This window comes from Paenibacillus tritici (genome assembly GCF_013204885.1).
In the GTDB taxonomy this organism is placed as follows: Bacteria; Bacillota; Bacilli; order Paenibacillales; family Paenibacillaceae; genus Paenibacillus_AQ; species Paenibacillus_AQ tritici.
In genome coordinates this window covers 571,371-595,883 of record NZ_JABMKX010000001.1, presented here as the reverse complement: position 1 = coordinate 595,883, position 24,513 = coordinate 571,371, and the positions used below count along the sequence as shown (strand labels likewise).

Below are 24,513 nucleotides of genomic sequence, written 5' to 3'. Positions count from 1 at the left end.
CCGTTCAGGCATGGTTACGAATCCTTTATCTTTTCACCGCTATGGGGATTCCGCTTGCTTGTTCAAATCACCCTGCTGTCGTCCCCGATCTGGAGCATCCGGTAACCGACACCGATATGCGTCTGGATCACCTTAGGCTGTGAAGGGCTGCGCTCAATCTTCTTGCGGAGCGTCGCCATGAATACACGGAGCGCCGGAATGTCATACGTAGGGCTGCCCCAGATTTCATGCAGGATATAATTATGGGTCAGGACTTTGCCCACATTCTTCGCCAGCAGACCCAGCAGCTTATACTCAATGGGCGTCAAATGGATCTCATCCTGGCCCAGCCAGACACAGCCCGCCGAATAGTCGATCCGCAGATTCCCGTTGGTAAAAACAGACGAATCCTTCATCAGCTTCTCGCTGTCCCCCCGGATTCGCCGCAGGCTGACCCGCAGTCTGGCCAGCAGCTCCTCCACGCTGAAGGGCTTGGTCAGATAATCATCTGCCCCGGCATCCAGCGCTTCGATCTTGTCCCGGTCCTCACTGCGGGCGCTGACCACGATGATCGGAAGGTTGGACCAGGCCCGGACCTTCTTAATAATATCAACGCCGTCCATATCGGGCAGACCAAGATCCAGAATCATCAGATCCGGCTGACTGGATACCGCCTCCAGGATGGAAGCCTCTCCCGTCTCCGCCGTATGGTATTTATAGCCCTGGGTCTCCAGTGTTGTGGTAATCAGCTTACGGATAGGCTTGTCATCTTCGACGACCAGAATCATTGGTTTATTCATGGACATTCACCTCCTCTGCCAGCAGGGTGAAGCGGAATACCGTCCCCTGCGGAGCATGATCTTGTACTTCAAAATGCCCGCCATGGGCATGGATAATAGATTTGCAGAGCGCAAGTCCCAGACCCAGCCCGCGCCTGCCGTCTCCCCGGACATTGTCCGCCGTATAGAACATTTCGAACACCTTGGCCTTAGCCTCGGCGGATATTCCCGGACCGTCATCAGCGACTTCTACCACAACGAAGCCCGCCTCTTGTCTGGCGGTTAATGTAATATGTGACCCGGAACCGGTGTATTTAATCGCATTATCTACCAGGTTGATGATCACCTGAATAATCAGCCGTGAATCCATTCGGGCCATCAGCAGCTCATCTTCGAGCAGGACCCGGATCACATGATCCTCCTTGTTGCGGTTCACATGCAGCAGCGCTTCCGCGATGACTTCCTCCAGCAGCTCCGCCTGGAAGTTCAGGTGAACCGCACCATTGTCGATCCGGGTAATGGACAGCAAATTCTCCACCAGATTAATCAGCCACATCGAATCATCATAGATATCGCTGTACAGCTCCTGCTTCTGGTCCTCACTAAGGACCATCGAGTTGCCGATCAGAATTCCCGCATTGCCGGAGATGCTGGTAAGCGGCGTGCGCAGATCATGCGAAATGCCGCGCAGCAGATTGGCACGCAGCTGCTCCTGACGGATTTGCAGCGTGCTTTCTTTTTGCTGCTCACTCAGCTTGTCTTTCTCCAGGGCCAGAGCGCATTCGCCAAGCATCGCAATCATCAGGCTTTTCTCAAAGACCTCCAGCGGTTCTTCCTGCTCCATCACGATTCCTGCCACGGCAAATACGGTATCCCCGCTGCGTACCGCATGATACAGACAACGGGCCATCGAGAACGTATCGGTAGAGGCTCCGGCACGTTTATTATTCCGCAGCACCCATTCCGCAACCTCGCGTTCAGCTTCCAGCGTATCCCTCTCCGCCTCCACAGCACTTCCAGCCTTGGGATAGACGAGCGGCTCCGAGAGTTCATCTCCCTCAACCTCATAGATGATAATGCTCCGGTCCAGCAGCTTCAGCATTTGCAGTGCCGTCTCGTTGATAATGGCCGGGGTGTCTTTGGCCTGCTGCAGCTTCCGGCTGGTCTCCAGCAGCACCTCTGTCCGGTAAGCCTTTTGCGCCGATTCCCGCGCCTGTTCCTTGACCCGCAGCGTCAGCGTACTGGTGATGAACGAGGCGGCAAGCATGACGACGAACGTCACCGGATAACCGGAATCATAAGCTTTCAGCGAGAAATAAGGCTCTGTGAAAAAATAGTTAAACACCAGCACGCTCAAAATCGAAGTCACCGCGCTGTACAGCCGTCCCTTCGTAACCATCGCGTCCAGCAGAACGCCCAGAATATAGACGGTGATGATGTTCGCTTCGCTGAAGCCCAGAACCTTGAACCATAAGCCGATCAGCGTGCAGACCAGCAGAATGCCCAGCGTTTTGGCGGTATCAGCCAGTGACAGCAGCGGAGGTCTGGCATACAGCGGAATTCTCGGGTGCGCGGCAGTCCCATGGTCCGGGATGATATAGATATCAATATTCGGAGCGGCCGCCGTCAGCTTATCCACAAAGTTAGAGCCGGTCGGTAAGCGGCTTTTATGCTGTGAACGACCCAGGACGATCTTGGAGACCCGGCTGGTTTTGGCATATTCGGCGATATGTCCCGGAACATCCTCACCATACACCGTTGCAATCTGGGCCCCCAGCTGTTCGGCCAGTCTCAGGTTTTCCCTCAGCTCCGACTTGTTCCTCACCGTCAATTCCTTCGTCCGGGAGGTCTCCACATAGAGTGCGGTGAACTCCCCATGCAGGGCTTCGGCCATTCGGGCCGCTGTGCGGATGACCTTCTTGCTGGACATTGCCGACGACAGGCAGACCAGGATATGTTCCTTGGTATAAAAGCCCGCCGCGCCTGCTCCCTCCCCGAACTGCAGAGCAATCCGGTTTAACTGATCCGCCGTATAACGCAAGGCGATTTCCCGCAAGGCAATCAGCTTCTGCGGTTGATAGATCTCCCCGTATTTCAGTTTCAGCTGCTCATCGGGACAGATCCGCCCTTTTTGCAGACGTTCTATGAAGTCTCCGGGTGCGATATCAATGAACTCAACCTGATCTGCACGATCGAACACACTGTCCGGAATACGCTCGGGTACAGGAATCCCTGTAATGGAGGCTACCACATCGGTCACACTCTCAATATGCTCAATATTGATGGTAGTGTACACATTAATTCCAGCCCGCAGCAGCTCCTCCACATCCTGATACCGCCTTTTGTGGCGTACTCCCGGAGCGTTGATGTGGGCCAGTTCGTCCAGCAGAATCAGCTCCGGTCTCCTGCGGATCGCATGGTCAAGGTCAAATTCCCGGACGATTGCCCCGTCCACAGAAATTGCCAGCGGCGGAAGAAGCTCCAATCCTCTAAGCCGATCTGCTGTTTCTGCTCGGTCATGGGTCTCAATATAGCCGGCCACTACCTGAGCCCCTTCTTTTTGCTCTGCACGGGCGGCATCCAGCATGGCACAGGTCTTCCCTGCTCCCGGTACATACCCGAAGAATATTTTCAGCCGGCCCCGCCGTTTCTCTGCCGTAATCTGCCCTGTCATCCGAAGGTTTCCTTTCCTCTTATGAACCTCATTGTTCCATGGATTTCTCCCAGCCATTATACACTCTAGCGTCAGTATAGCATGTGCATAATCAGCATAGTATTACGGATTCTGCTGTGGCATTAAGATTGCATTAAGATTAGAGGTGCAGCAGACTGACCTCACATTGCCCGTATGCATTGCTCCCTGCCGCAACCACCACGCCATCCGCTTGAAGACCTAGCGTATGGGTGCATCCCGCTGCGACCGCAACGATATTCTGCCAGTTGCTTACTTCACATTGCCCGTAATCATTCCAGCCCGCAGCCATAACCGTGCCGTCCCATGCAAGGCCAATCGTATGGTGACTGCCTGCCGCGATGGACTTAATGTTGCACCAGCCGCCTACTTCACCTTGTCCACGCTTGTTCATCCCTGTAACTACTACTGTGCCGTCTGCTCTGAGTCCGCCCGTATGAAGATAACCCGCCGCGATCATCGTTATATCCTGCCAGGCGTTCACATTCCGCTGCCCATAGCGGTTGTTCCCCGCAGTAATGGCAGTACCATCAGCCTTGAGTCCAACCGTGTGCCAGTCTCCTGCTGTAACTGCAACAATATCCGCCCAACTGCTAACCTCACATTGACCTTCGTTGTTTCTTCCCGCCGCGACCACTGTTCCGTCTGCCTTCAACCCGACAGTACGGCGCCAGCCCGCTGCAATCGCAATGATATCGTGCCAATCTCCCACATTACATTGATCATGCTTGTTCCAGCCGGCTGCCACAACCGTTCCATCCTCGAGAAGTCCCGCGGTATGGGCATTCCCTGTATGAGCATTGCCTGCTGCAACCGCAACTATATCACGCCAGCCGCTTACCTCGCATTGCCCGAATGTATTGTCCCCTGTTGCCTTTACCGTTCCATCCGGCAGGAGCAGCACAGAATGCCGGTAACCTGCCGCGATGGCTGTCAATGAAGCGGTCTGCATATTTTAGCGGCTCCTTTGCTTTCGTTGTCATAATGGTATAGATAGTATTGCAGAACGTTAGTCAGCATACAACCTTTAGGAACAAGACACCGCTAAGAAGCCGTGAGCAGCAATTCGCTCATGGCCTCCTGATCTTGTATTCTATACGCTTTTCACCGCCACGACCCTCTTGTGAAAGCTATGGACCCGTCATAGTCAACATATACATTTTTGATATTAGGATGACTCAAATAATCAGTCACACTGTAAAACAGTGGAATAACCGCCATTTGATTCATGAGCAGCTGTTCGGCCGTGGCATAGATCTGCATACGTGTGCCGGGGTCGGCCGCCTGCCGGGCTTGCTGCATATAACGGTCATACCCTGCATTGCTCCACCCCGTATCATTGGAGACATTCTGTGAACTGAACAGCTCCAGCATTGAGGCCGGATCATTGAAATCAGCGCTCCATCCCGCTCTTGCAATAGCATAGTTCTGATGTATACGATTATCCAGCAGTTCCTCGAAGCTTTGGACTTCTACACTTGCTTCAATACCTAAGTTCTTTTGCCAGTCCTTAATCACTTTAGTTGCGATAACGTCATGGTTGATATATTCATTCACGATAATAGTGAAGCTGGGGAACTTGGTGAGTCCCGCTTCTCTCATGCCTTCCTTCAGTAATTGCTTGGCCGCCGCCACATCCTCATGAAAGTACATCTTGTCCGACATCTCTGTGCGGAAATTCAACTGGGTCCCATGAATACTTGGCGGCACCAATCCAAATGCCGGATTGCCGTAACGCAAGGCTTCACGGTCAATCGCCATCGCCAATGCCTGGCGGATCTTCAGATTGTCAAACGGCGGCTTCGTCAGATTGAATTGATAAAAATAGGTGGAAGCATAGGGTCCTTCATGCAGGTCGCGGGAAGATACGCTATCTAAAGATGTATAATCCACCGATTCCTCCCCGCCGCCTCCAGTCCAGTCAACCTCCTTATTTATATAAGCGACGGTCGGATTCCCAGGCAGCAGCAGACGTACCTCCGGCAGCTTAATTTCTTGGGCCGCATAATAAGCAGGATTTTTAACTATAGAAATCTCATTACTCTTCCATGTCTTTAGCTTGAAGGGACCATTGGTTACCATAGACTTAATGTCTGTTGCCCATTGGTTATTGGCCTTCGCGGTCTTAGCGTACACCGGCAGATAGATGCTCTCTGCGAGCAGCTGGATGAAGTAGGAGGTTTTCTCCTTTAATGTGACCTGGAGTGTGGTGTTATTCAACGCCTTTACGCCGATTTTGGAGGTATCCTTCAGAAGTCCCTCGTTGTAGTTCTGCGCATTATTAATCATGTACATATTAAAAGCATAGACATTCTTGGCTTCCGGAGCCAGCGCCCGCTTCCAGGCATACTCGAAGTCCGAGGCCAGCACCTGCTGCCCGTTGCTCCATTTCGCATCCCCGCGGAGTGCAAAGGTATACGTTCTGCCATCCTTCGAGAGGGTCCATGATTTTGCAATTGCCGGAACGGCCTGACCAGCCGCATTCAAGCGGACCAGTCCTTCAAATAACCCTTTGACAACCGTCACTGTGCTGTTATCCGCAGCTGCTGCCGGGTCAAGCTGATCTGGAAGACTTCCCATACCGATACGTAATCCTTTATTCGCCTGTGCAGCAGATGAAGTACCTCTTCCTCCCGTGAGCGTTACACTCATCATTAAACCTACTGCCAAAATGATATAAAGCAACCTTTTCATCAACGTTTCCCCTTTGTAAAGTCATTATGTATTAGTAATAGAATAGCATGGGGGGCATATATTACGCTGTCGTAATTTATCGAAGATCAATAATTAATACCTTACTTCCGTTCCCGCAGCTGTACTAGTGATACCACTGTTCTTGAGCTGTATAGAGTTTTATGTATTCAGCATTGTTCTCAAGCAGTTCTTTATGCGTCCCGATTCCCACAATTTCACCATTATTCATGACGATAATCCTGTCCACCACTCTGCATAGCCCCAGTCTATGAGAAATAACCAAGGATGTTTTATTCTCTGAAATTTCCAGGAATTTCTCCAGCACTTCCGATTCGAAGGTCGGGTCCATAGCAGAAGTTGGTTCGTCCAGAATAACTATTGAACTATCCCGGAACATCGTTCTGGCAAGTCCAAGCCGCTGGTTGTCTCCACCCGATAACTCAATCCCGCCAAATTCACTTCCGATAGGGGTATCCAATCCGTTTTCTCTGACAAGCTTCTCCATCCCCATCATTTTCACAACATTTAAAATAGCCTCATCGCTATCTATTTTTTGAGTCTTACTAATCGCAATATTCTCTCTGATGGTAAGTTTGTAGGTAACAAAATCCTGCCATATAGAGGAAATGAGGGAATAATAACTTGTTTTATTGATATCCTTAAGATCCGTTCCATTGTAATAAATGCTGCCGCTGCTGGATGAATACATCCCCAAGAGTAATTTTGCCAGGGTGGTTTTCCCGCTTCCGTTTTTTCCGACTATTGCCAGCTTTTCTCCTTTGTGTATTTGCAGGCTCACATTTTTCAGAGCATAATCTGTACTATTCGGGTATCGAAAAGTAACATTGTCCATAGTAATTTGATTAAAAGCTCCTTTTATTTGCGCTCTGCCCTCAACCTCTTCCTCCAATTCCAAGAAATCAAGATAGTCTTTCGAGAACAACAAGTGTTCTTTAAAACGGCCAAATTCCACCAGGAAAGATCTTGTCTGGTCTTGCACTATTGCAAAAGCAGCAATACACGCACCAAACAGTCCGATCGTTATCTCATGATGGATAACAAGTCTGTAGGCAAAAAATATGCTGGTCAAGTATCCAAGTGTCCTGAGAAAATCGCACACTAGTAAAGTCAGACTATCTTTCCTTCTGAAATCCCACTCTTGACTCAACACAGCATCACGATAATAGGTCCACTTCTCAGCCAAGTAATCGCCGCTGCCGTTAACCCGCATCTCTTTTACAGCCTGCTTATTATTGAACAGACTCCAGAAATAATCCAGGGATCTCCGCTTGGGGGCCTGAAACCATTTCAAATAGTAGAATTCTTTACCCCGGATAATTCTGGATATTAAATAAGGAAGCACGCTAAGCAAGGAGATTGGAATAAACCATAAGCTATAGGATGCTAACAGAGTGATTACAAGAAGCACCGAGATGAAACTGGAGAACACGCTGATGGTTATCATAATTAATTGCGGAATTACCGCTCTCGTTACACAATCTTTTGCTCTATTTAACTTATTTAATATTTCAGGTGTTTCCATGCTGATAAAAGGAAGCTTCGTACACTTTTCGCCTATATAAATATTAAGCTGATATCCCAGTTTCTCGTAAATCCCAATTGACACAAATAACCCGGCGATACTCTGAAGGATGGTTTTCAGGATATAAATCGCTATAAATAGCACCATGAAAAAATAGATTTTATGCAGATTAAACAAAGCCGTGTTGCTAAATTCATGAAAGATTGATGACAAAATTCTGGTTGAGACTACGGGATATAAGAAACCGGCAGCCGAACTAATTACAATAATCAAAAGCGATCCGGGCGAAGAGTCCATTGCTATTCTAAATATTTTAGCCAGCTGCTTTAACATATGATGTCATACCATTTCGCCTGAGCTCTGAACATTTCAGCATATATTCCCTGTTTGGCGATTAACTCATCATGGTTGCCTTCTTCGCAGATCCGCCCATCATCTATAACAAAGATTTTGTCTGCCAATTTGGCACTTGCCAAACGATGTGAGATCATGATCGAACCTTTTTCTTGTATAACTAAAGAAAGAGATTGATAAAGTTCACTTTCTGCAACCGGGTCCAAAGAAGCTGTTGGCTCGTCTAGAATGATAAATGAAGAATCGGCCAAAAGTGCTCTGGCTATAGTAATCCGCTGCCACTCGCCTCCAGACAGGTCTATGCCGTCATCCTCCAGCTTCCCTAAAGGCGTATTCAGCCCTTTCCCGGTAAGCTTAAGGAATCCCATTGGTTCAGCCTGTCCCAAGGCCTTATCTATAGCTGCATCGTTATGGATTTTTGTAATATTCCCTAAGGCTATATTCTCCCGTACAGTTAAACTGTATTTCATGAAATCCTGGAAGACGACGCTGAAAAGAGCAGAAATCTCATGCTGACTCAAGTTTGAAAGCGCTATACCATTAATAGTGATCTCCCCCCTATCAGGTTGATAAAGCCCGCACAACAGCTTAATTAGCGTAGACTTTCCAGCACCATTTTTACCGACAATTGCAATTCTCTCATTAGGTCTTATCGTCAGGGATACACCTTGCAGAATCGGTTTTTGAGACTGGGGATATGAAAAGTAGACATCATTGAAACAAATTTCAGGAGGATTGAAACACCTCTCTCTTTTGAGATCAGCGCTCTCTTCACTTTCAGGCAAAGACATAAAATGCTTATAGTACTTTGTCTTCAATACATTTCGGGAGTATTCGGAATATTCCCAGGAGACCTGCTCCGATATACTGATAATAGAATTGAGAGAGCCGATTAAAGCTACAAAAAGTCCTAAAGTAATGAGTCCGTTGTACATATAATTTACTAGCGTAATAATAACTAGCACCGTCCAAGCCATAACACATAAAGTATTGATAAAGATAAGTTTTTGAGATGTTACATTGGCGCCCACCCTCTCTTTATAAACTTTACTTCTGATCCCTCCCCATTGATTAACGATATATTCTACCGCACCAAATAATTTGAGTTCAGAAAGGGAGGATTTAGTAGTCAACAACCCTAACAAATATCCCAGCTTCCGGTCTTCGGCAGATTGTTTGTAGAAAAGGCTGTCGAGGATAGTCATCGCTCTATAGTTTAGAAAAAGCATGGGAACCGTGAATAAAAAACAAAGTACTGACAACCAGACAGAAACCTTGGCAAATACCAGATTTAGTAGTACCAGTGAAAGCAGAGAACTGCCTATCTGCGTGATATTAAGAAAACTGTTTTTGATACTTTCACTAGGATTGTCGCTCATTTGAAATATAGTATCCTGCGTTTCTTGATCTTCGAAACAACTGTATTTGAGCTGCTTATACTTGTTCAATACAACCGGTGTCCAGTTTTTCAGTAATAATCTATCAAAATTTATAATGAGGTAACCCTCCATCGACGTACAAAGGGAGATTGTCAAAATAGTGATAAGTAGCAGCACCAGGTTCAGACCCACGTGGGTGTAACCCGCATTGCCTTTGTATAATTCAGATACACTGTCGATTAGATCTTCGGTTAGCAACAAGCTTAACGGTGCCAAAATGGCTGACACTATTAACAAAATTATTTTGATTACGGCATGAGCTTTACAAAACTTTATCATGATTTTTATCGGGTCCAGGCAATATTGTAGTAATTGCAGCTTCATCACACCTTGTTTTTTGGAATTAGTGTTTTTTCACGTATAAATTGGTTTTTTGAAAGTGCACAAACAAGTAAACAAATGAATGATATACTTTACGTTTGTAAATAAACCGAAAATATTCCCCCTCCAATTAATTCGCATCTTATCACAGCATTTTCCATCTGTAAACCGAAATTTTTGTAATAATATTGAATTTAAATTAAATTAAATACAATTATTAAAAGATAACTCGATAATAATCTATTTTAAATTTACAAATGAATAAATAAATCTATACATTTGAACACATCACGCACTCAACTGGCTAAAACCAAAAAAAGAGGAGCCTCTTAGGCCCCTCCCGTCTATCTCTAGGCTACTGAATCAACAGCCCAAATCCGCTCTGAATATAATACAGGCTTGGATACGCAATATTGCTGGTAGTCAGGTTATTGAAGGTAGCCGAACCGTTGCCGGTATACGTGTAGATTGCCGCTCCCTTATGGGCGCCGGAGAACCTGGACGTTGTCACTCCATCGAGACCTGTACCGTTGATGTTGATGTTGTTGAATACGATACCCGAGAAGCCGCCACCGTATCCGAACTGGATCGCATCCCGCTGGGTGTTGATGATGTCGATGTTGGTGAAGGTTACATTCTTGATCGGATCACTCGAAGCTTCGAGATCAATCGCGCCGCGCTCCCCGTCATACAAGTCACGGCTGGTGCCGCTGTTAATAATCGTCGTATCCGAGAAAATCATCCCCGTGTTGTTGTTGAAATGTGCCCCCGGAAAGGTCGTATTCAGCCGGATACCGGAGCCGCCCACCGTGTCGATGATATAGTTGTGATCCGCCTTGTGACCACTGCCCCCGAAGATGCCGATAGCGCCGGCACGCCAGTTATTCTCAATCGTATTGTACGAAAAAGTGTTATTCACCCCATCCGGTGCACCAAAGGTGTTGCTCGGCCACACGGCCAGACCATCGTCCCCGTTGTTGCGCACATTGGTATTGCGGACGGTAGAGTTGCTGGTTCCCTGGGAGTAGTTGATGCCGTCCGCCAGATTGTTGCGGATACGGCTGTTCTCTACAAGCAGATTATTCGCAAAAATCGCCGGGGTCCGCGCATAATCACCCACCCACATTCCACATTCGAAATGCTCGATCCAGACATTATGAATGACTGAATTATTGCCGAAGTTATCCATCATGCCTTTGTAGATCGCGTTCTGGTTGTAACGGGACCGCAGATTCGAGTTCATATAGATATTGCTGAAATCCAGCTTGCCCAGGATACGGAAGGAGATCCCTCCTCCGGCTGCATTGGGATTGGTAAATTGCAGGTTGGTATGCCAATAGCCTGCACCCGTAACCGTAAAGTTGTTGATCATATTGCTGACGGAGCCAATCACCCACATACTGCTGAGATTGAAGGTTCCGGAAGGGATATAGAGCGATTTGCCGCCTGCGACTGCTGCTGTTACTGCACTGTTGAAAGCAGCAAGATCATCCTGGCCGTCACCTGCAACTGCACCGTAATCAGTAACCGATACGGAGTTAGCCGGGCGGGCAATGGCCGCCGGTACTGGCTCGATTTCCAGGAAGTCCACGCCATATTCAAGACTGTCCCCGTTACTCTTTTGAATACGGATCGTGTCCCCAGGCTGAAGTGGTGTATCCATCTTCCAGTGTACTTCATCGAAGCGGAACAACGGGCGTCCGGCACTCGGTGCATCACCAGGCTGGTCGCCGGAGAAGTACTGCCAGGAGTAATAGGAGGTTAACGGGATGGTTTTGGCTTTGGCGCCATTCACGTACACATCCAGCGCTCCGGTAAGGCCCATGCCGTCTGCCGAATCCGGCATCGTGAATCTCATGGTGACGCCGGCGCCGCCTTGACCCGCTCTCACCGTCCATTGTGCATAAGAGCCGTTGGACGGCAAAGCAATATAGCTCTGGCCCGAAGCCTCCGAAGCGGTCAGCATCTGATCGAAATTCGGTGCCGATTTCAGCGCCGCTGAACCGCCGCGGGTAGCATCCTGCGTGTCATACCGGCTGTAGGGTACGCTTGCTCCGCGCAGAGCGTATACGACGAGATTAACGGTTTTTACATTGTTGGCCTGCTTGGCTATAACTTCATTGGCATCTGCGGCAATCGTCGTAGTGACGGTGTAACTTCCGTTCACTGCGCTCCATGTGCCCGGAACAGACACATTCACCGAAGCCCCGGCAGCAATTGCACCGCTGTATGACCCTGTGAAGGTCTGCACTGTGGCGCCTGCCTGGTTCTTCAGTGCAACAGTGATTCCGTGTGCACCCCCGGAGGAAGCAAGATTGCCCTGATTCTTAAGATTGACAGAGAAGGTTACGCTGCTGCCTGCTGCCGGTGTATCCGGTGACCATGAGGTGGTCCCGACAAGGTCGGAGCTGGATACAGGAGCCACAACAAGCGGCGATGAATTAGTGTAGCTGTTGTTGTTGTCATTCTGCTCAATGATCTGGTTGGCCTCATCCACCTTGGCACTCAGCGGATAGGTTCCGGCAGTAAGCGTACCGGCATTCAAGGATACCGTAGTTGAAGCTCCTGCCGCCAATGCCGCTACCGGCGCAGAACCGGCCAACTCATTGTTCAGATAGAAATTGACCGTTGTAGCTGCCGCTACGGCATTGCCAATATTCTTCACCACCGCATTCAGGGTGACCGTGCTGCTCTCCACCGGAGAAGCAGGCGTCCAGCTCATGCCTGTGATGCTCAGATCCGGGTTCGCGGCCGCTGCACCGAATACCTGGAATTCGGCAATCTGTCCGGCGGGCGCACCGGAGTTAGATGTAATGTTGAGCTGCAGCCGCTTGACCGTAGCTGTAACAGGAATCGTTACCGTATTGCCTGAAGCCGGATTGAATGTGTACGTCTGGGCGGATACCAGATTGCTGAAGGTGGTACTGCTCTGATTCTGTCCAAGCACCTGAATATTCTGGGTCCGTGTTCCCCATTCTGTCGCCGGATTCAGCTTCAGCACAAGGGAAGTAATGTTATGATTGGCTCCAAGATCAAGCGTCAGAGAACTAGGATTGCCGTTCCCCTCCCAGTAAGTAGCCGTGTTGTTGTCGTTGGCATTACCGGCAATGAAATTCTGCGTGTTGGAGGATGCACTGATCGCCTTACCAATGGCGATGTTCCCTCCAGGGGACGCCGTTGATGTGGGCACCGGTGTTGCCGTAGCCGTTGGTGCTGGGGTTGCCGTGGCTGTTGGCGCCTGTGTAGGTGTTGGTGCCACCGTAGCTGTAGGGGCCGGGGTAGACGTTGGAGCTGCCGTAGGTGAAGGGGCTGGCGTGGCGATCACGGCTTGCGCTACCGTAATCTGATCCAGATTGACATTCCCTGTATCCCCGGCATCATATTTGTAAGCGATGGTATTGCTGCCGGAATTGAGCGGCAGGGCTTCAGCCTTCGTGCTCCAGGTATCCCAGTTAGCCAGATTGGGTAATGTGGTCTGGCGCAGCTTGACTCCGTTCACATAGATGCTGAGGGTCTTGTCGCTTCCGCTTGCATTGGCATACTTCAGCGTAACATTCCGCGTACCTGCTGCGGACACGCTCACCGTGAAGGTGGTATTCGGTCCTTGAGTCAGATAGCCGTCAACGAACCCTGTACCGGAGTACCCGGAATGATCTGTGTTAACTTTGGCTCCGCCGGATAATGCAGCGGCTTCCGCTTCATAGCTGCCTGCCGGGGCAGATGTAGCAGAGGGTGTACTTGTAGGCGCAGCCGTCGCGCTGCTGGCACCGTAGATCTCAAGCTCGGACAACTGGGCGGCAGGCCAGACGTTATTCGCACTGAACATGAGGCGGACATAACGCGTACCCGTTGCCGTGAAGTTAACCGTCACACTGTTGCCCGCAACCGATGGATCAAATACATATGCTGCTGCACCCACGATATCCGTAAAGGTGGAGCCGTTCATGCTGCCTTGAACAGCCAGCGTCTGCGTCCGCGTCTCCCAGCTGGCCGGCAGCTTCAGCACAAGCTGGTCTACAGTGGTGAGTGAACCCAGATCCACCTGAATCCACTCAGGAAAAGCGTCATTCGTACTTTCCCAATAAGTACTCTGGTTACTGTCTTTTACATGATCCGGGGTGTAATTCTGAGATTGACCGCTGGATGTGACAGTTGCGTTAAGCGTCAGATTCGGTCCGCCCGCAGCGGACGAACGGGTAAGCGGTCCGGCAGCCATGAATAGAGTTGAGATTAACAGCGTGACTACAAGTGACCATACAACATACTTGTTACGCATTCTATTCCTCCTTAATTCTAATGTGAGAACTGCTTACAATGTGATCCAATGATAGCGATTACAACAATTGAAATCTGTTCCCGGCCCTCCCCTCACTGCAATACACACTCATTATAGTTTTAATGCAGAGTAATCTTTAATAGCTATTTCTACGGAAAAGGTAGGCGTTTCAATGTTCGTAGCAAATAAGCACTTCCGCAGGGGAAGTGCTTGGAGAAGGGTTGCTTGAAGCTTCATCGTCACTGCGGTGAACATTTGGACTTCCGGCCGCTGTTGTCCCCAGATTTCTTGATTTTAAACCGCTGTAAGCGGGTGAAATCCGGTGACAAGGCGGTCGCTATCGCTCCTACAGTTCCAAATTTCCCCTCCGCTTCTTTTGCTTTTGTTTATTTCTTTAGTGCCTCTTATATAGATGAGTCATAAATCCCTGATATACCAGGCGTCACAGGCATAATGCTCCGAACCCCCAAGAGGAGCATCCAGCAGGCTGAAACCATGTTTGGCATAAAAGCGGCCTGCGGCTTGCATGGTCAGCAGCGTTTCCAAATAACATTTACGATAATGCCGCCTGGCGAATGCGAGCGCCGTATCTAATAAATCTGCTGCGACCCCTTTGCCGCGAATGGCAGAGGACAGATACATTTTCTGCAATTCACAGATCTGTTCCTGCTCATCAAAAGCTGCTATCCCGCAGCCGCCAAGCACATACCCGTCTACTTCAACAATCCAGGAAGCCCGGTTCGCGGCACTATTGTAATAGCTGTACAAATCATGCAGGCTATCATCAGCCCAGGCCAGTCCCTCGCGGTTGCCTCCGAATTCAATGAGACACTCCCGGATCACCCCTTCCATGGCCGCATTATCTGTGCGCTCAATGGGACGGATCTTGATCATATGTATTTCCTCCTTGCTCTTCTTCCTTTACAGGCATAGCTTATGCCTATCATATGCTTCTAATCACTACCAAGTGGTCGCCGGGACTTTCCGCTTAACATCCTGCCTGCTATACTGGGATTTGCACTGTAGGTTATAGCTATTGAAGAAGTACCTCAACACAGCACACCCAAAAGGAGAGAATCCAATGAACAAACTGGTATTTTTCCTCGGCCCCGGAGGGGCTGGCAAAACTACATTAGCCAAAGCAGTCGCAGACCGGCGACCGGCGGCGGTATTTGATATGGATATTCTGCTGCGCCCTGCTGCCACTGCGATCATGACTATGCATGGGTTGGACCCTGATGACAGGGATTCCGGGGAGTATAAAAGACTGTGCCGCGATCTCGGCTACCGCATCACCATGGATGCAGCGCTCGATAATATCGGTCTGTACAGTGATATATTTGTGGTAGGGCCCTTCACCCAGGAAGCTGCCGACCCGCAGTGGATCGGGCGTGAGCTGGCGCGCATCGGACGGACGCTGGAGGAGGTTGAAGTGAAGGTAGTGATGGTGAGTCTTCGGGATGCCGAGACTTTTCGTAAGCGGATCGAGGGCAGACAATCACCGCTGGATACCTGGAAGTTCGCCCATTGGGAGAAATTCAGCGCTTCCCTGGGCAGCCGCGCCATTGCCTGGCCGATCCCGCCTGCACATGTGGCGCAGATTGATAACTCCCATCCGGACAGAGCCGTCACTGCTGCGGCTGTGGAGGCTTTTATATATGGTGAGGTAACCGGACAAAAGTGACCTCCCAACCTATAGATAGATTGAGAGGCCACCGTTAGATTAGAAAGTTATTTTTTGATGGCGTGTATATAATGAATGGTCTCAAAAGCGCTCAAAGCGTCACTCCGGTTCCTGAAGAACCTGTCATTAATCTCACTTGGTGACAAGTGCTCATAGATCAGCAAGCCTGCTTGCTCCAGTAGTTGCTCCATCTCCCGATCAGAGAAGCAGGACTTCATCGGCTCACCGCCCGCAGCAGCCAGCTGCACCATCTTCTCCACCCGGCCGGACATGCCCTTCTCTTCCCACAGCCGCTCATCCGCATAATCAAGCACGATAGAGCTTCCTGCCGGGAGATCAGCAAATAACGCAGTAATCAGACTGGCATTCTCCTCTTGGGTAAGGTAGTAGGATACCCCCAGCAGGCTGAAGAAGGTCTTGGCTTGCGGGTCAAATCCCTGTCCGGTCAGGTTGGAGTAAGCGAATTCCTTAGTGAAATCCATAGGTACAAAATGAAGATGGCCCGGAATCTCCAGCTGCGCTTCACTGAGCCTATGCTGCTTGAACTCCTGGGTAGCCGGATAATCGACTTCAAAAATGTCCAGCCGCTCTTGCAATTGAGGGTGGCGGTAAGCAAAGGTGTCCAGTCCCGCCCCCAGGATGACATACTGCTTGAGTCCCAGGTTCAGCTCATTCAGCAGGATGGCCTCGCAATATGCAGCACGCGCCAGCGGTGTCGGGGACAACTGGATGTGGGTAATCCACTTCAGGATGGCGTCAGGATCATCCCGGTGCCTGTCCGCAACCTCCGCATTGAAAAAGGCAATTCCCTTAATCATATTCCGGCTGATATCAGAGAACTCCTGCGGTGAAATCAGCTTGTGAGCTACATAATCATCGAAAATCTTGGGGCTGTCATATTTACTGTGATAGGCTCGGCCAAACGCTGCTACCAAAGAAGTTATACTGGACTGATTCTGCTTCAAATGTAATTCCTCCATAAAAAAATAAGATTCCCCCGGCCAGGAGAATCTTATTATATACACAAACTATTAATATGTAAATTATAGCACAAATAATATTTTTTGTCAATCATAAATATCTCAATCCCATTGATTCATCCCGAATTAGAGATAAGCACCAGCTTCCCCGAAGCTGGTGACCGCACCGCTGCCGACTGCGGCACAGAGCGCCGCCCCTACAGCAGCCTCTTCTGCATATTCACCGAGCGTAAGCGGTAACCCGAACGTTGCCTCAGCCTTGGCACACAGCACCGGATTCGTCCGTAGCGCATTGCCGGAACCGATAAGGCGGCTGAACTTCTTCGCCCCCTCCGACTCCAGAGCCTTCAGGAAGCCATGCAGTTCATCAATCATCCCCTGAAGAAAGGCATGTGCCAGTCCGCCTGGGGTAAAGTTATCCAGAGAATCATTTGCAAAAGTTCGTAAATGATTAAATAAGACTTTTGCAAATTATTTATATACGGATAGTGCTAAGTGCATAATAAATTGGACGAATATCTCATAAAAAACAAATTATTTAAAAATAAGTGAAATTTTTAGAAACTTTTTCCCTTATATGGCGTTTATAACTATGAATCGCATTACAAAATATGACAATGGGAGAGTGACAAATTGAATTTCAAGAAGACTTGGTTGATTGTCGGAACGTTCGCTCTAGGCTTCAGCTTAATGGGAAGTGCTGCTTCCGCAGAGACTAATTCAGAGAAGGATACCGATATTCATATTAAAGCTGGTGATATCCAGCTTTACAATGTGCTTCCTGGAAAGCCAGCAGAGGTGAAAGAAAAATCTCTTATTGAACACAAAGATGCTATCAACTTGGTTGAAAACCAGTTGAATAAAGATGGTATCGCTATCAAAACAGACATAGACAATGTGGAATATCAAAAATATGTACTCTCGTTAGGAACTTCTTTTGAATTATTCTCTACTGAGGACATGAAAAAGATAGTAGAATATGTAAAGTTTATTGATTGGTATGAAAACTATGAACTTAATGTACAATTGAAAACATATCAAAATCAGCTTAAAAGCAACGTAACACTTTCCAGTGCCGAACTTACTGAATTAAATGGTCTTTTACCGTTTCCTTCAGATGCTCCTTCTACTGCTCCTTCTACAGCCAATAACGAAACAACAACTAGTAGCGAAACAAACTTTGATTCTTTCGCAACAAACGAGGTTAGTCCACTAGCCGTTTCCGCAAACGGATATAACAACATAGCAGCCCGTGACTATGCTTATAGTTGGTGGAACAAAAGAAATCCCACGTATTCAACATATTATGCTGAAAAAGCAGGATGTAATGTAGCAAACTCATCTTGTTGGGCTCAGTGGAATGATTGCACTAACTTTGTATCCCAAGCGATTTATGCAGGAGGGATGAATTTTAGAACAGGTTCCCACGTAACTGCTGATGATGCTTGGAGGTTCGGACCTCTTATGCCTACTCACACTTGGGGGGGAGCGCAAAACTTCTATAAACATTGGAGTCAAAGAGCTGGCGTTGCATCAAGTGTGACCGCTCTACAAACAGGTGATGCCGTAAATGCAGACTTTGGAGCTGATGGACATGTCGATCACACTGCTATAATCACAAAAAACACAGGCAACAACAATAATAATAAATTCTTAACCCAGCACACAACTGACAAAAAGGAAACTAGCACACTCCAAGATTGGTTTAGCGCTGGCTATACAGTATATGGATACGAAATGGACAAAGCTAGTAACTAAGCACGTAAAACAACGCCCCCTTAACGAAGTAGGGGCGTTGTTTTCTTGTCTAGTCCTCAAGGTTCGCAATTCCAGCATTCAAACTGTATATAATATAAAAATGATTCCATTGCTGCGTAGTGACGATTTCTTGCCTACCGTCTTTCTTAAAAAAATAACCTGATCCCTCCTGCTGACTATATACCCATCCTTCTCGTTCCATGCGTGACTTCAACAGTTCCTGGGGATCACCATCTTTTTTCGTGAGATAGCGCTCTCGGCTAGGCATATCGCTATCTATCCGAATAACAGATTTACCGGTTGATTCTAAACGATACATGTGTTTCACATTATTATATCCAACATTATTGACGTATAATGCTCCTAACACGACTAAAAGCACACTAGCCCCAATAAAGCAAAATAAAACGATCTTCCATTTCTTCTTCATCCGTTCCCCTTCCCCCTTTAAAAATTGATTTCTTCTTATTTATAAACGGAAACTGGCATAAATTAGTTACCAAAAAATCCATTTTTTTAGTAATCGTTTTGGCCTGTTGTGCGAATGATTCAACCTCCAAGGAATCCAATAGCCCAGGCAGCAGCACTGACACTTATGTCAAGAATATTTAATCAGAATATAAAAGGGTCAGAAGGATACAGTGAAATCAATTTTGGATTTATTTATTCGGACGATGGACATTGGCTTTTGGACAACATAACAAATTAATGAAACAAAAAAAGGACTCGCATGCTATTCATCGCTGTGACGCTCTAAAGCATATCTAAAAGCGTCTGAGCTGAAACTTACCGGCTCATCAATGTATTTCAGTTTAACCTCTATCAAGACCGATGGTTATCACGTTCAGTTCCGTCTATCCTGCACTCTAATATTGCTGCCGAATAAGGTAGAATCGCTTGTCAGCTTATAGGCCGGATACCCTTCCTCCGCTTCGAGTCGCATCGACTCATCGAACAGCAATTCCTGCTGGCGGTCACACAGGAAGGTGAAGGGCTCGGATTGAAAGACAATATCTGTAGGCGAAGGCTCACTGACTATCCGGATGACCAGCACGCCATTGCAGCCGCAATCCTCTGTATCATAGAACATCTTGAATTGTCCGGGTCTGCCGGCAAGACTCTGCTCCAGCCGTTCCTTGGTAAGCGGGGTAAGCTCAATATGCATCTGAAATTCCTCCTCTTAGGGTTTTGCCGTATTTTAATATAACATAGAAACAGGCGCCGACATAACCGGATTGCTGCCCGGGACATGTCAACGCCTGACTCTATTTCTTCTTCAGCCAATCTGTGAACGCACGGCTTCCTCCAGGCTGAGCAGCTCCGCTCTGACCTTGACTACCTCGCCCATAATAATGATTGCCGGATTGCTGATCTTCATCGCCGCGGCTACCTTGTCGATATTGCCAAGCGTTCCGGTTACCGTCCGTTCGCGTACGGTTGTTCCGTTCTCAATCAGTGCTACAGGTGTCTGCGGATCTTTGCCGTGTCCCAGCAGCTCCTTACGGATGTCGCCCAGCTTGCTGACGCCCATATAGATGACCAGCGTGTCCACACTATGGGCCAGCGCCTCCCAGCGTACCGGGGAATCTTCGGCCTGGCAGCGGCTGCCGGTCACGATGGCGAAAGAGGCGGCAACTCCGCGGTGCGTCAGCGGGATTCCGGCAGAAGCGGCGGCGCCAACCGCCGAGGTAATGCCCGGAATGACTTCGTAAGGGATTCCGGCTGCGGCGGCGGATAACGCCTCCTCCCCGCCTCTTCCGAAGACAAACGGGTCCCCGCCCTTCAGGCGGACCACATGACTTCCGGCTGCGGCGTGTCTGATCATCAGCCGCTCGGTAGCTTCCTGCGGCATCGAGTGCAGGCCCGGCGCTTTGCCGCAATAGATGCGTACAGCCTCACTTGGAGCATAGTTCAGCAATTCCTCGTTCACCAGCCGGTCGTACAGAATCACATCGGCATTCTGTATACGGCGCAGCGCCTTGAGCGTAATCAGCTCGGGATCACCCGGACCTGCTCCGACAATGGATATGCTCCCCCGCTTCATAGGCTTTTCTCCAAGACGGGTGTACCTGGCCGCAATGCTTCTCCCCGTCCCGGAAGCTCTGCTGCCGGGGTTCCTGCGGGCCTCTTGCTCTTGATCGACAAATAGAGGAGCAGGCCAGTGAACAGCAGCCCTCCGGCGAAGTTGCCGAGCAGAACGGGAATACCGTTCCAGATCCACCAGTCCGCCATAGTCACATTCGCCCCGAGCATCATACCCGCAGGAATGACGAAGAAATTGACTACTGTATGCTCGAAGCCCTGCCCGAAGAAGGTCAGGATCGGCAGCCACATGGCGAAGATTTTGCCGGAAGTGGACTTGGAGGTCATCGCCATGACGGCGCCCAGTGTAACCATCCAGTTGCAAAGCATGGCCTTAATGAAGGCCAGCGCCATCCCCTCCGCACCCATACTCTGATATGCCGTTGTCTTGCCCTCACTGGCTGTAATCAGCGTCTGCACCAGGGGATTCGACATGTCGGTTCCCATCTTCGTAATCGTCAGCCCATAGAGGGCGGCATAGACGGCACAGCCGATTAAGTGACCGGTAATGACCCACAAATAGTTCCCCAGCATCCGTCTGACTGTAGTCTGCTTCTCCAGGACAGCCAGCGGAATCAGGGCGAAGCTGCCTGTAACCAGCTCAAGACCAAGGAGGATGATCATCACGAAGCCTACCGGGAACAGCAGAGCCCCAACCATAGGGATCTTGGTCTGTGCGGCTGCCGTGAAGGCCAGGGTTGTGGCACAAGCCAGAATGGCACCGCCGAGACTTCCGCGGACGATTAGCTGCATGACGCTTAATTCTGCTTTGGATTTCCCTGCTTCGATCATGGAGCCCAGCACTTCACTTGGTTTGACATAGTCCATTATGAATCCCCCTTATGCAATCGGATGAATTAGATCGTTAAGTACAAGCTGCCGGTGAGCGGATCGACTTCAACCTCATAGGTGGTTACATGCCCCGTATCAGGCGCCTGCACCTCACCGGTATGAAGCTCAATCCGCCAGTCATGGAGCGGACAATGCACCTTGGAGCCGCAGACCATCCCTTCGGAGAGAAGCCCGCCTTTATGCGGGCATTTATTCTCTACCGCCAGCACCTCACCGCTGCTTAGTCTGAATAAGGCAATCTCGGTATCTCCGACCTGTAATTTGCGTGATCCTTTAATATCTACATCCTTAAGGTTACCGACTAGCAATTTGGTCATTGTCATCTTGAGGGCCTCCTTAGACCGTCTCGGGTAAAGAGATCGGTTCGAAATTCTTGCGCAGCTCCGGTGTATTCACAATTTGCTTCCATGGATCGGTTGTGAGGCTGAGCGCCTTCTGAATTCTCTCCATAAGGGCCAGCCGTTCTTCACGGGATTCCAGCGCCTGCTTGATGCTCTCCAGGCCCACACGCTCCACCCACTGCGCCGTCCGTTCATTCCATCCGGCATTCTCACGGTAATATTGCAGGAACGCACTTGCCCATTCCAGCACCTCATCATCGGTCTTCACCACACAGAGCAGATCTGTGGCCCGGACATGAACACCGCCGTTGCCGCCGATATGCAGCTCCCAGCCGCCGTCAATCGCCACAATCCCGAAGTCCTTGATCGTCGCTTCCGCACAGTTGCGCGGACAACCGGATACCGCCAGCTTCACCTTCCCCGGAGCATTCATCCGTTCAAAAGCCTTCTCCAGCCGGATGCCCATTCCCATGGCATCCTGGGTGCCGAAGCGGCAATAGGTGGAGCCTACACAGGTCTTCACTGTGCGCAGTGTTTTGCCGTAGGCATGGCCGGAGGGCATATCCAGCTCCTCCCACATCTTCGGCAGATCCTCCTTCTTCACGCCAAGCAGATCGAGCCGTTGCCCGCCGGTGAACTTGACCAGCGGCACATCGTATTTAACGGCAACCTCCGCAATCTTGATCAAATCGGCTGGTGAAGTGACACCCCCGTAGATTCTCGGCACCACAGAATAGGTTCCATCCTTCTGGATGTTAGCGTGGTAGCGCTCATTGGTGTACCTGGATTCATTCTCATCCACATATTCCTCCGGCCAGAGCATGCCCAGGTAGTAATTCAGGGAAGGCCGGCATTTGGGGCAGCCTTCTTCATTGCTCCAGTCCAGTACATGCATGACTTCCCTGACCGTTGTCAGCTTCATCCGCTTGATTTCAGCGACAATCTCATCCCGTCCGAGTGTAGTGCAGCCGCAGATTCCTTCCTTGACCGTAACGGCAGCCTCACCGGCATACAGCTGGAGCAGTCCCTCCACCAGCGGCTTGCAGCCGCCGCAGGAAGCCGATGCTTTGGTGCAGGATTTGATTTGCAGGGCACTGGTACAGCCCCCGGAGGTAATCGCATTAGCAATCGTTCCCTTCGTGACGCCGTTGCAGCCGCAGATGATCTCGTCATCTGCCATCCCTTCCAGCCGGTTGCCTTTGGGGGAAGCCAGCGCATCCGCCGGAACACCGAGCAGCAGCTCTTTCTCGCGCCCCTTGATGTTCTCGCCTTTCTTGATCATTGAGAAAAGCTCCGCGCCGTCATTCGTATCGCCGAACAGTACGGCACCGACCAGCTTATCCCCGCTGATCACCAGCTTCTTATATACGCCTTCTGTCTCGTCCTGGAATCTGAGCGCCTTCGTTCCGGGCTGCTCGTTGTACTGCCCTGCTGAGAATACATCCACCCCGGATACCTTCAGCTTGGTTGAAGTTACCGAACCGGCATATCCCTCGGTGGGCACACCCGCCAGTCTTTTAGCCAGCACAGCGCCTTGCTCGTAGAGCGGGGCCACCAGGCCGTAGGCAATGCCGCGATGCTCCGCACACTCCCCGACGGCGTAGATGCCGGGGAGATTGGTCTCCATATAATCATTCACAACGATTCCCCGGCTGACTTCAATCCCGCTGCTCCGGGCGAGCTCCACATTCGGCTTGATCCCTACAGCCATCACGATCAGATCTGCTTCCGCCGTTTCACCGTCTGCGAACAGCAGTCCTTTGACTCTCTTTTTGCCGAGAATGGCTTCGGACTGCTTCTTAAGCAGGAATCTCATCCCCTGAGCCTCCAACTCCCCCCGCAGCATACGGGATGCGGACTCGTCGAGCTGACGCTCCATGATGTACTCGTGGATATGAACCACCGATACGTTCATCCCCAGATGCAGCAGGCCTCTTGCCGCCTCCAGTCCGAGCAGACCGCCGCCGATCACAAGCGCCTTGGTATATTTTTGCGATACGTCCTGCATGATCTGGGTATCCTTGATGTCGCGGAAGGCAATGACGCCCTCCTTCTCTGCACCCGGGATCGGCAGCATGAAGGGATTGGAGCCGGTAGCCAGAATCAGCTCATCGTACTCAGCGGTGATTCCCTGGTCTGTATAGACCCTATGTGCAGCAGTATCAATAGAAGTTACCGTGTGTCCCGTGTACAATGTGATATTGAAGCTGCGGTACCACTCCAGGTCGTTAATTACGATCTCATCCAGACTCGCCCCGCCTGCAAGGACGGAAGACAACATGATCCGGTTATAATTGGGATAAGGCTCTGAGCCGAAGATCGTAATCTCGTAAGCCTCCGGCGCTAATTTGAGCAGATGCTCAATCACCCTCACCCCTGCCATTCCGTTGCCGACTAGTATCAGTTTTTTGCGCTTTGCTGTCATCTCTATCTCTCTCCTCTCCAGGTAAACAACAGAAATAGCCCGCTTCACTCCGCCCGGAAACATACATTTCCCGTTAGCGATTTAAGTGAGAGCAGGCGCCATTGCCGCTTCAGCCGGATACATCGTTGTATCCGTAGAATTGATGAATTTGTTAAAACGACTATACTACAGACTTTTGCCATACGTCAATAATTATGACATATAAAATTTAATTAATTTAATTTATCGACAAGATTACGTAATCTGTGTTATATAATATAACATTAAGATAGTGTGTGATTGTATTCTGCCGAATCCTTCACAGTGCCCCTATT

The 24,513-nt window shown here is 49.6% G+C and carries 17 protein-coding genes and 1 pseudogene; 2 read left to right on the top strand and 16 right to left on the bottom strand.

Features of this window, described 5'->3' with window-relative positions; all coding sequences use genetic code 11:
- Window positions 1-62: 62 nt before the first annotated feature.
- The 8 genes from HQN87_RS02745 to HQN87_RS02710 all read right to left on the bottom strand — a co-directional run bounded on the left by HQN87_RS02745 (window position 63) and on the right by HQN87_RS02710 (window position 14,971).
- A complete protein-coding gene (locus HQN87_RS02745; protein WP_173127303.1) occupies window positions 63-779 on the bottom strand; it encodes a response regulator in 717 nt (238 codons plus the stop codon).
- Window positions 772-3,432, bottom strand: a complete 2,661-nt coding sequence (locus tag HQN87_RS02740; RefSeq protein ID WP_173127300.1) for a DUF4118 domain-containing protein — start codon at window positions 3,430-3,432, stop codon at window positions 772-774. The genes HQN87_RS02745 and HQN87_RS02740 overlap by 8 nt, the downstream gene beginning before the upstream one ends.
- A 139-nt stretch (window positions 3,433-3,571) precedes the next feature.
- Window positions 3,572-4,402: an RCC1 domain-containing protein gene (locus tag HQN87_RS02735; protein ID WP_173127297.1), complete on the bottom strand. Its 831-nt coding sequence runs from the start codon at window positions 4,400-4,402 to the stop codon at window positions 3,572-3,574.
- A gap of 152 nt (window positions 4,403-4,554) precedes the next feature.
- The gene (locus tag HQN87_RS02730; RefSeq protein ID WP_216857100.1) at window positions 4,555-6,120 is read right to left on the bottom strand and encodes a peptide ABC transporter substrate-binding protein; all 1,566 of its coding nucleotides are present in this window, start codon (window positions 6,118-6,120) and stop codon (window positions 4,555-4,557) included.
- Window positions 6,121-6,268: 148 nt separating this feature from the next.
- The gene (locus tag HQN87_RS02725) at window positions 6,269-8,020 is read right to left on the bottom strand and encodes an ABC transporter ATP-binding protein (protein ID WP_173127291.1); all 1,752 of its coding nucleotides are present in this window, start codon (window positions 8,018-8,020) and stop codon (window positions 6,269-6,271) included.
- Entirely contained in the window at window positions 8,014-9,804 is a 1,791-nt protein-coding gene (locus HQN87_RS02720; RefSeq protein ID WP_173127287.1) for an ABC transporter ATP-binding protein, read from the bottom strand. Before HQN87_RS02720 ends, HQN87_RS02725 begins: the two co-directional genes overlap by 7 nt.
- A 352-nt stretch (window positions 9,805-10,156) precedes the next feature.
- A complete protein-coding gene (locus tag HQN87_RS02715) occupies window positions 10,157-14,077 on the bottom strand; it encodes a galactose-binding domain-containing protein (protein WP_173127284.1) in 3,921 nt (1,306 codons plus the stop codon).
- Between the two features lie 417 nt (window positions 14,078-14,494).
- Window positions 14,495-14,971, bottom strand: a complete 477-nt coding sequence (locus HQN87_RS02710; protein WP_216857099.1) for a GNAT family N-acetyltransferase — start codon at window positions 14,969-14,971, stop codon at window positions 14,495-14,497.
- A gap of 187 nt (window positions 14,972-15,158) precedes the next feature.
- On the opposite strand from HQN87_RS02710, the gene HQN87_RS02705 reads away from it, so the two are divergent.
- Window positions 15,159-15,761, top strand: a complete 603-nt coding sequence (locus HQN87_RS02705; RefSeq protein WP_173127281.1) for a P-loop nucleotide/nucleoside kinase family protein — start codon at window positions 15,159-15,161, stop codon at window positions 15,759-15,761.
- Window positions 15,762-15,808: 47 nt separating this feature from the next.
- Here the strand turns inward: HQN87_RS02705 and HQN87_RS02700 are convergent, their stop codons facing one another.
- Both HQN87_RS02700 and HQN87_RS02695 read right to left on the bottom strand, forming a co-directional pair.
- On the bottom strand, window positions 15,809-16,726 hold the full coding sequence (locus HQN87_RS02700; RefSeq protein WP_173127277.1) for a class I SAM-dependent methyltransferase: 918 nt from the start codon (window positions 16,724-16,726) through the stop codon (window positions 15,809-15,811).
- A gap of 141 nt (window positions 16,727-16,867) precedes the next feature.
- Window positions 16,868-17,179 (bottom strand): annotated as a pseudogene (locus HQN87_RS02695) (FGGY-family carbohydrate kinase); the annotation flags it as partial.
- A gap of 195 nt (window positions 17,180-17,374) precedes the next feature.
- Here HQN87_RS02695 and HQN87_RS02690 point away from each other — a divergent pair.
- Complete coding sequence (locus HQN87_RS02690) at window positions 17,375-18,499, top strand: amidase domain-containing protein (protein WP_173127274.1); 1,125 nt, start codon at window positions 17,375-17,377, stop codon at window positions 18,497-18,499.
- 49 nt (window positions 18,500-18,548) lie between these two features.
- Here HQN87_RS02690 and HQN87_RS02685 read toward each other — a convergent pair whose 3' ends face one another.
- From HQN87_RS02685 to nirB, 6 genes are all read right to left on the bottom strand, one after another.
- On the bottom strand, window positions 18,549-18,929 hold the full coding sequence (locus HQN87_RS02685) for a hypothetical protein (RefSeq protein ID WP_173127271.1): 381 nt from the start codon (window positions 18,927-18,929) through the stop codon (window positions 18,549-18,551).
- A 414-nt stretch (window positions 18,930-19,343) separates the two neighbouring features.
- Window positions 19,344-19,664 (bottom strand): iron-sulfur cluster biosynthesis family protein, encoded by a 321-nt coding sequence (locus HQN87_RS02680; protein ID WP_173127268.1) that lies wholly within the window; start codon window positions 19,662-19,664, stop codon window positions 19,344-19,346.
- A gap of 111 nt (window positions 19,665-19,775) precedes the next feature.
- Window positions 19,776-20,543 carry a uroporphyrinogen-III C-methyltransferase gene (cobA, locus tag HQN87_RS02675; protein ID WP_173127265.1) on the bottom strand — a complete coding sequence of 256 codons (768 nt, stop codon included), beginning with the start codon at window positions 20,541-20,543 and terminating at the stop codon, window positions 19,776-19,778.
- Window positions 20,540-21,409, bottom strand: coding sequence for a formate/nitrite transporter family protein (locus tag HQN87_RS02670; protein WP_173127262.1), 870 nt, complete (start codon window positions 21,407-21,409; stop codon window positions 20,540-20,542). The genes cobA and HQN87_RS02670 overlap by 4 nt, the downstream gene beginning before the upstream one ends.
- A 29-nt stretch (window positions 21,410-21,438) precedes the next feature.
- On the bottom strand, window positions 21,439-21,750 hold the full coding sequence (nirD, locus tag HQN87_RS02665; RefSeq protein ID WP_173127706.1) for a nitrite reductase small subunit NirD: 312 nt from the start codon (window positions 21,748-21,750) through the stop codon (window positions 21,439-21,441).
- A gap of 19 nt (window positions 21,751-21,769) precedes the next feature.
- On the bottom strand, window positions 21,770-24,199 hold the full coding sequence (gene nirB, locus HQN87_RS02660) for a nitrite reductase large subunit NirB (protein WP_173127259.1): 2,430 nt from the start codon (window positions 24,197-24,199) through the stop codon (window positions 21,770-21,772).
- Window positions 24,200-24,513: the final 314 nt, after the last annotated feature.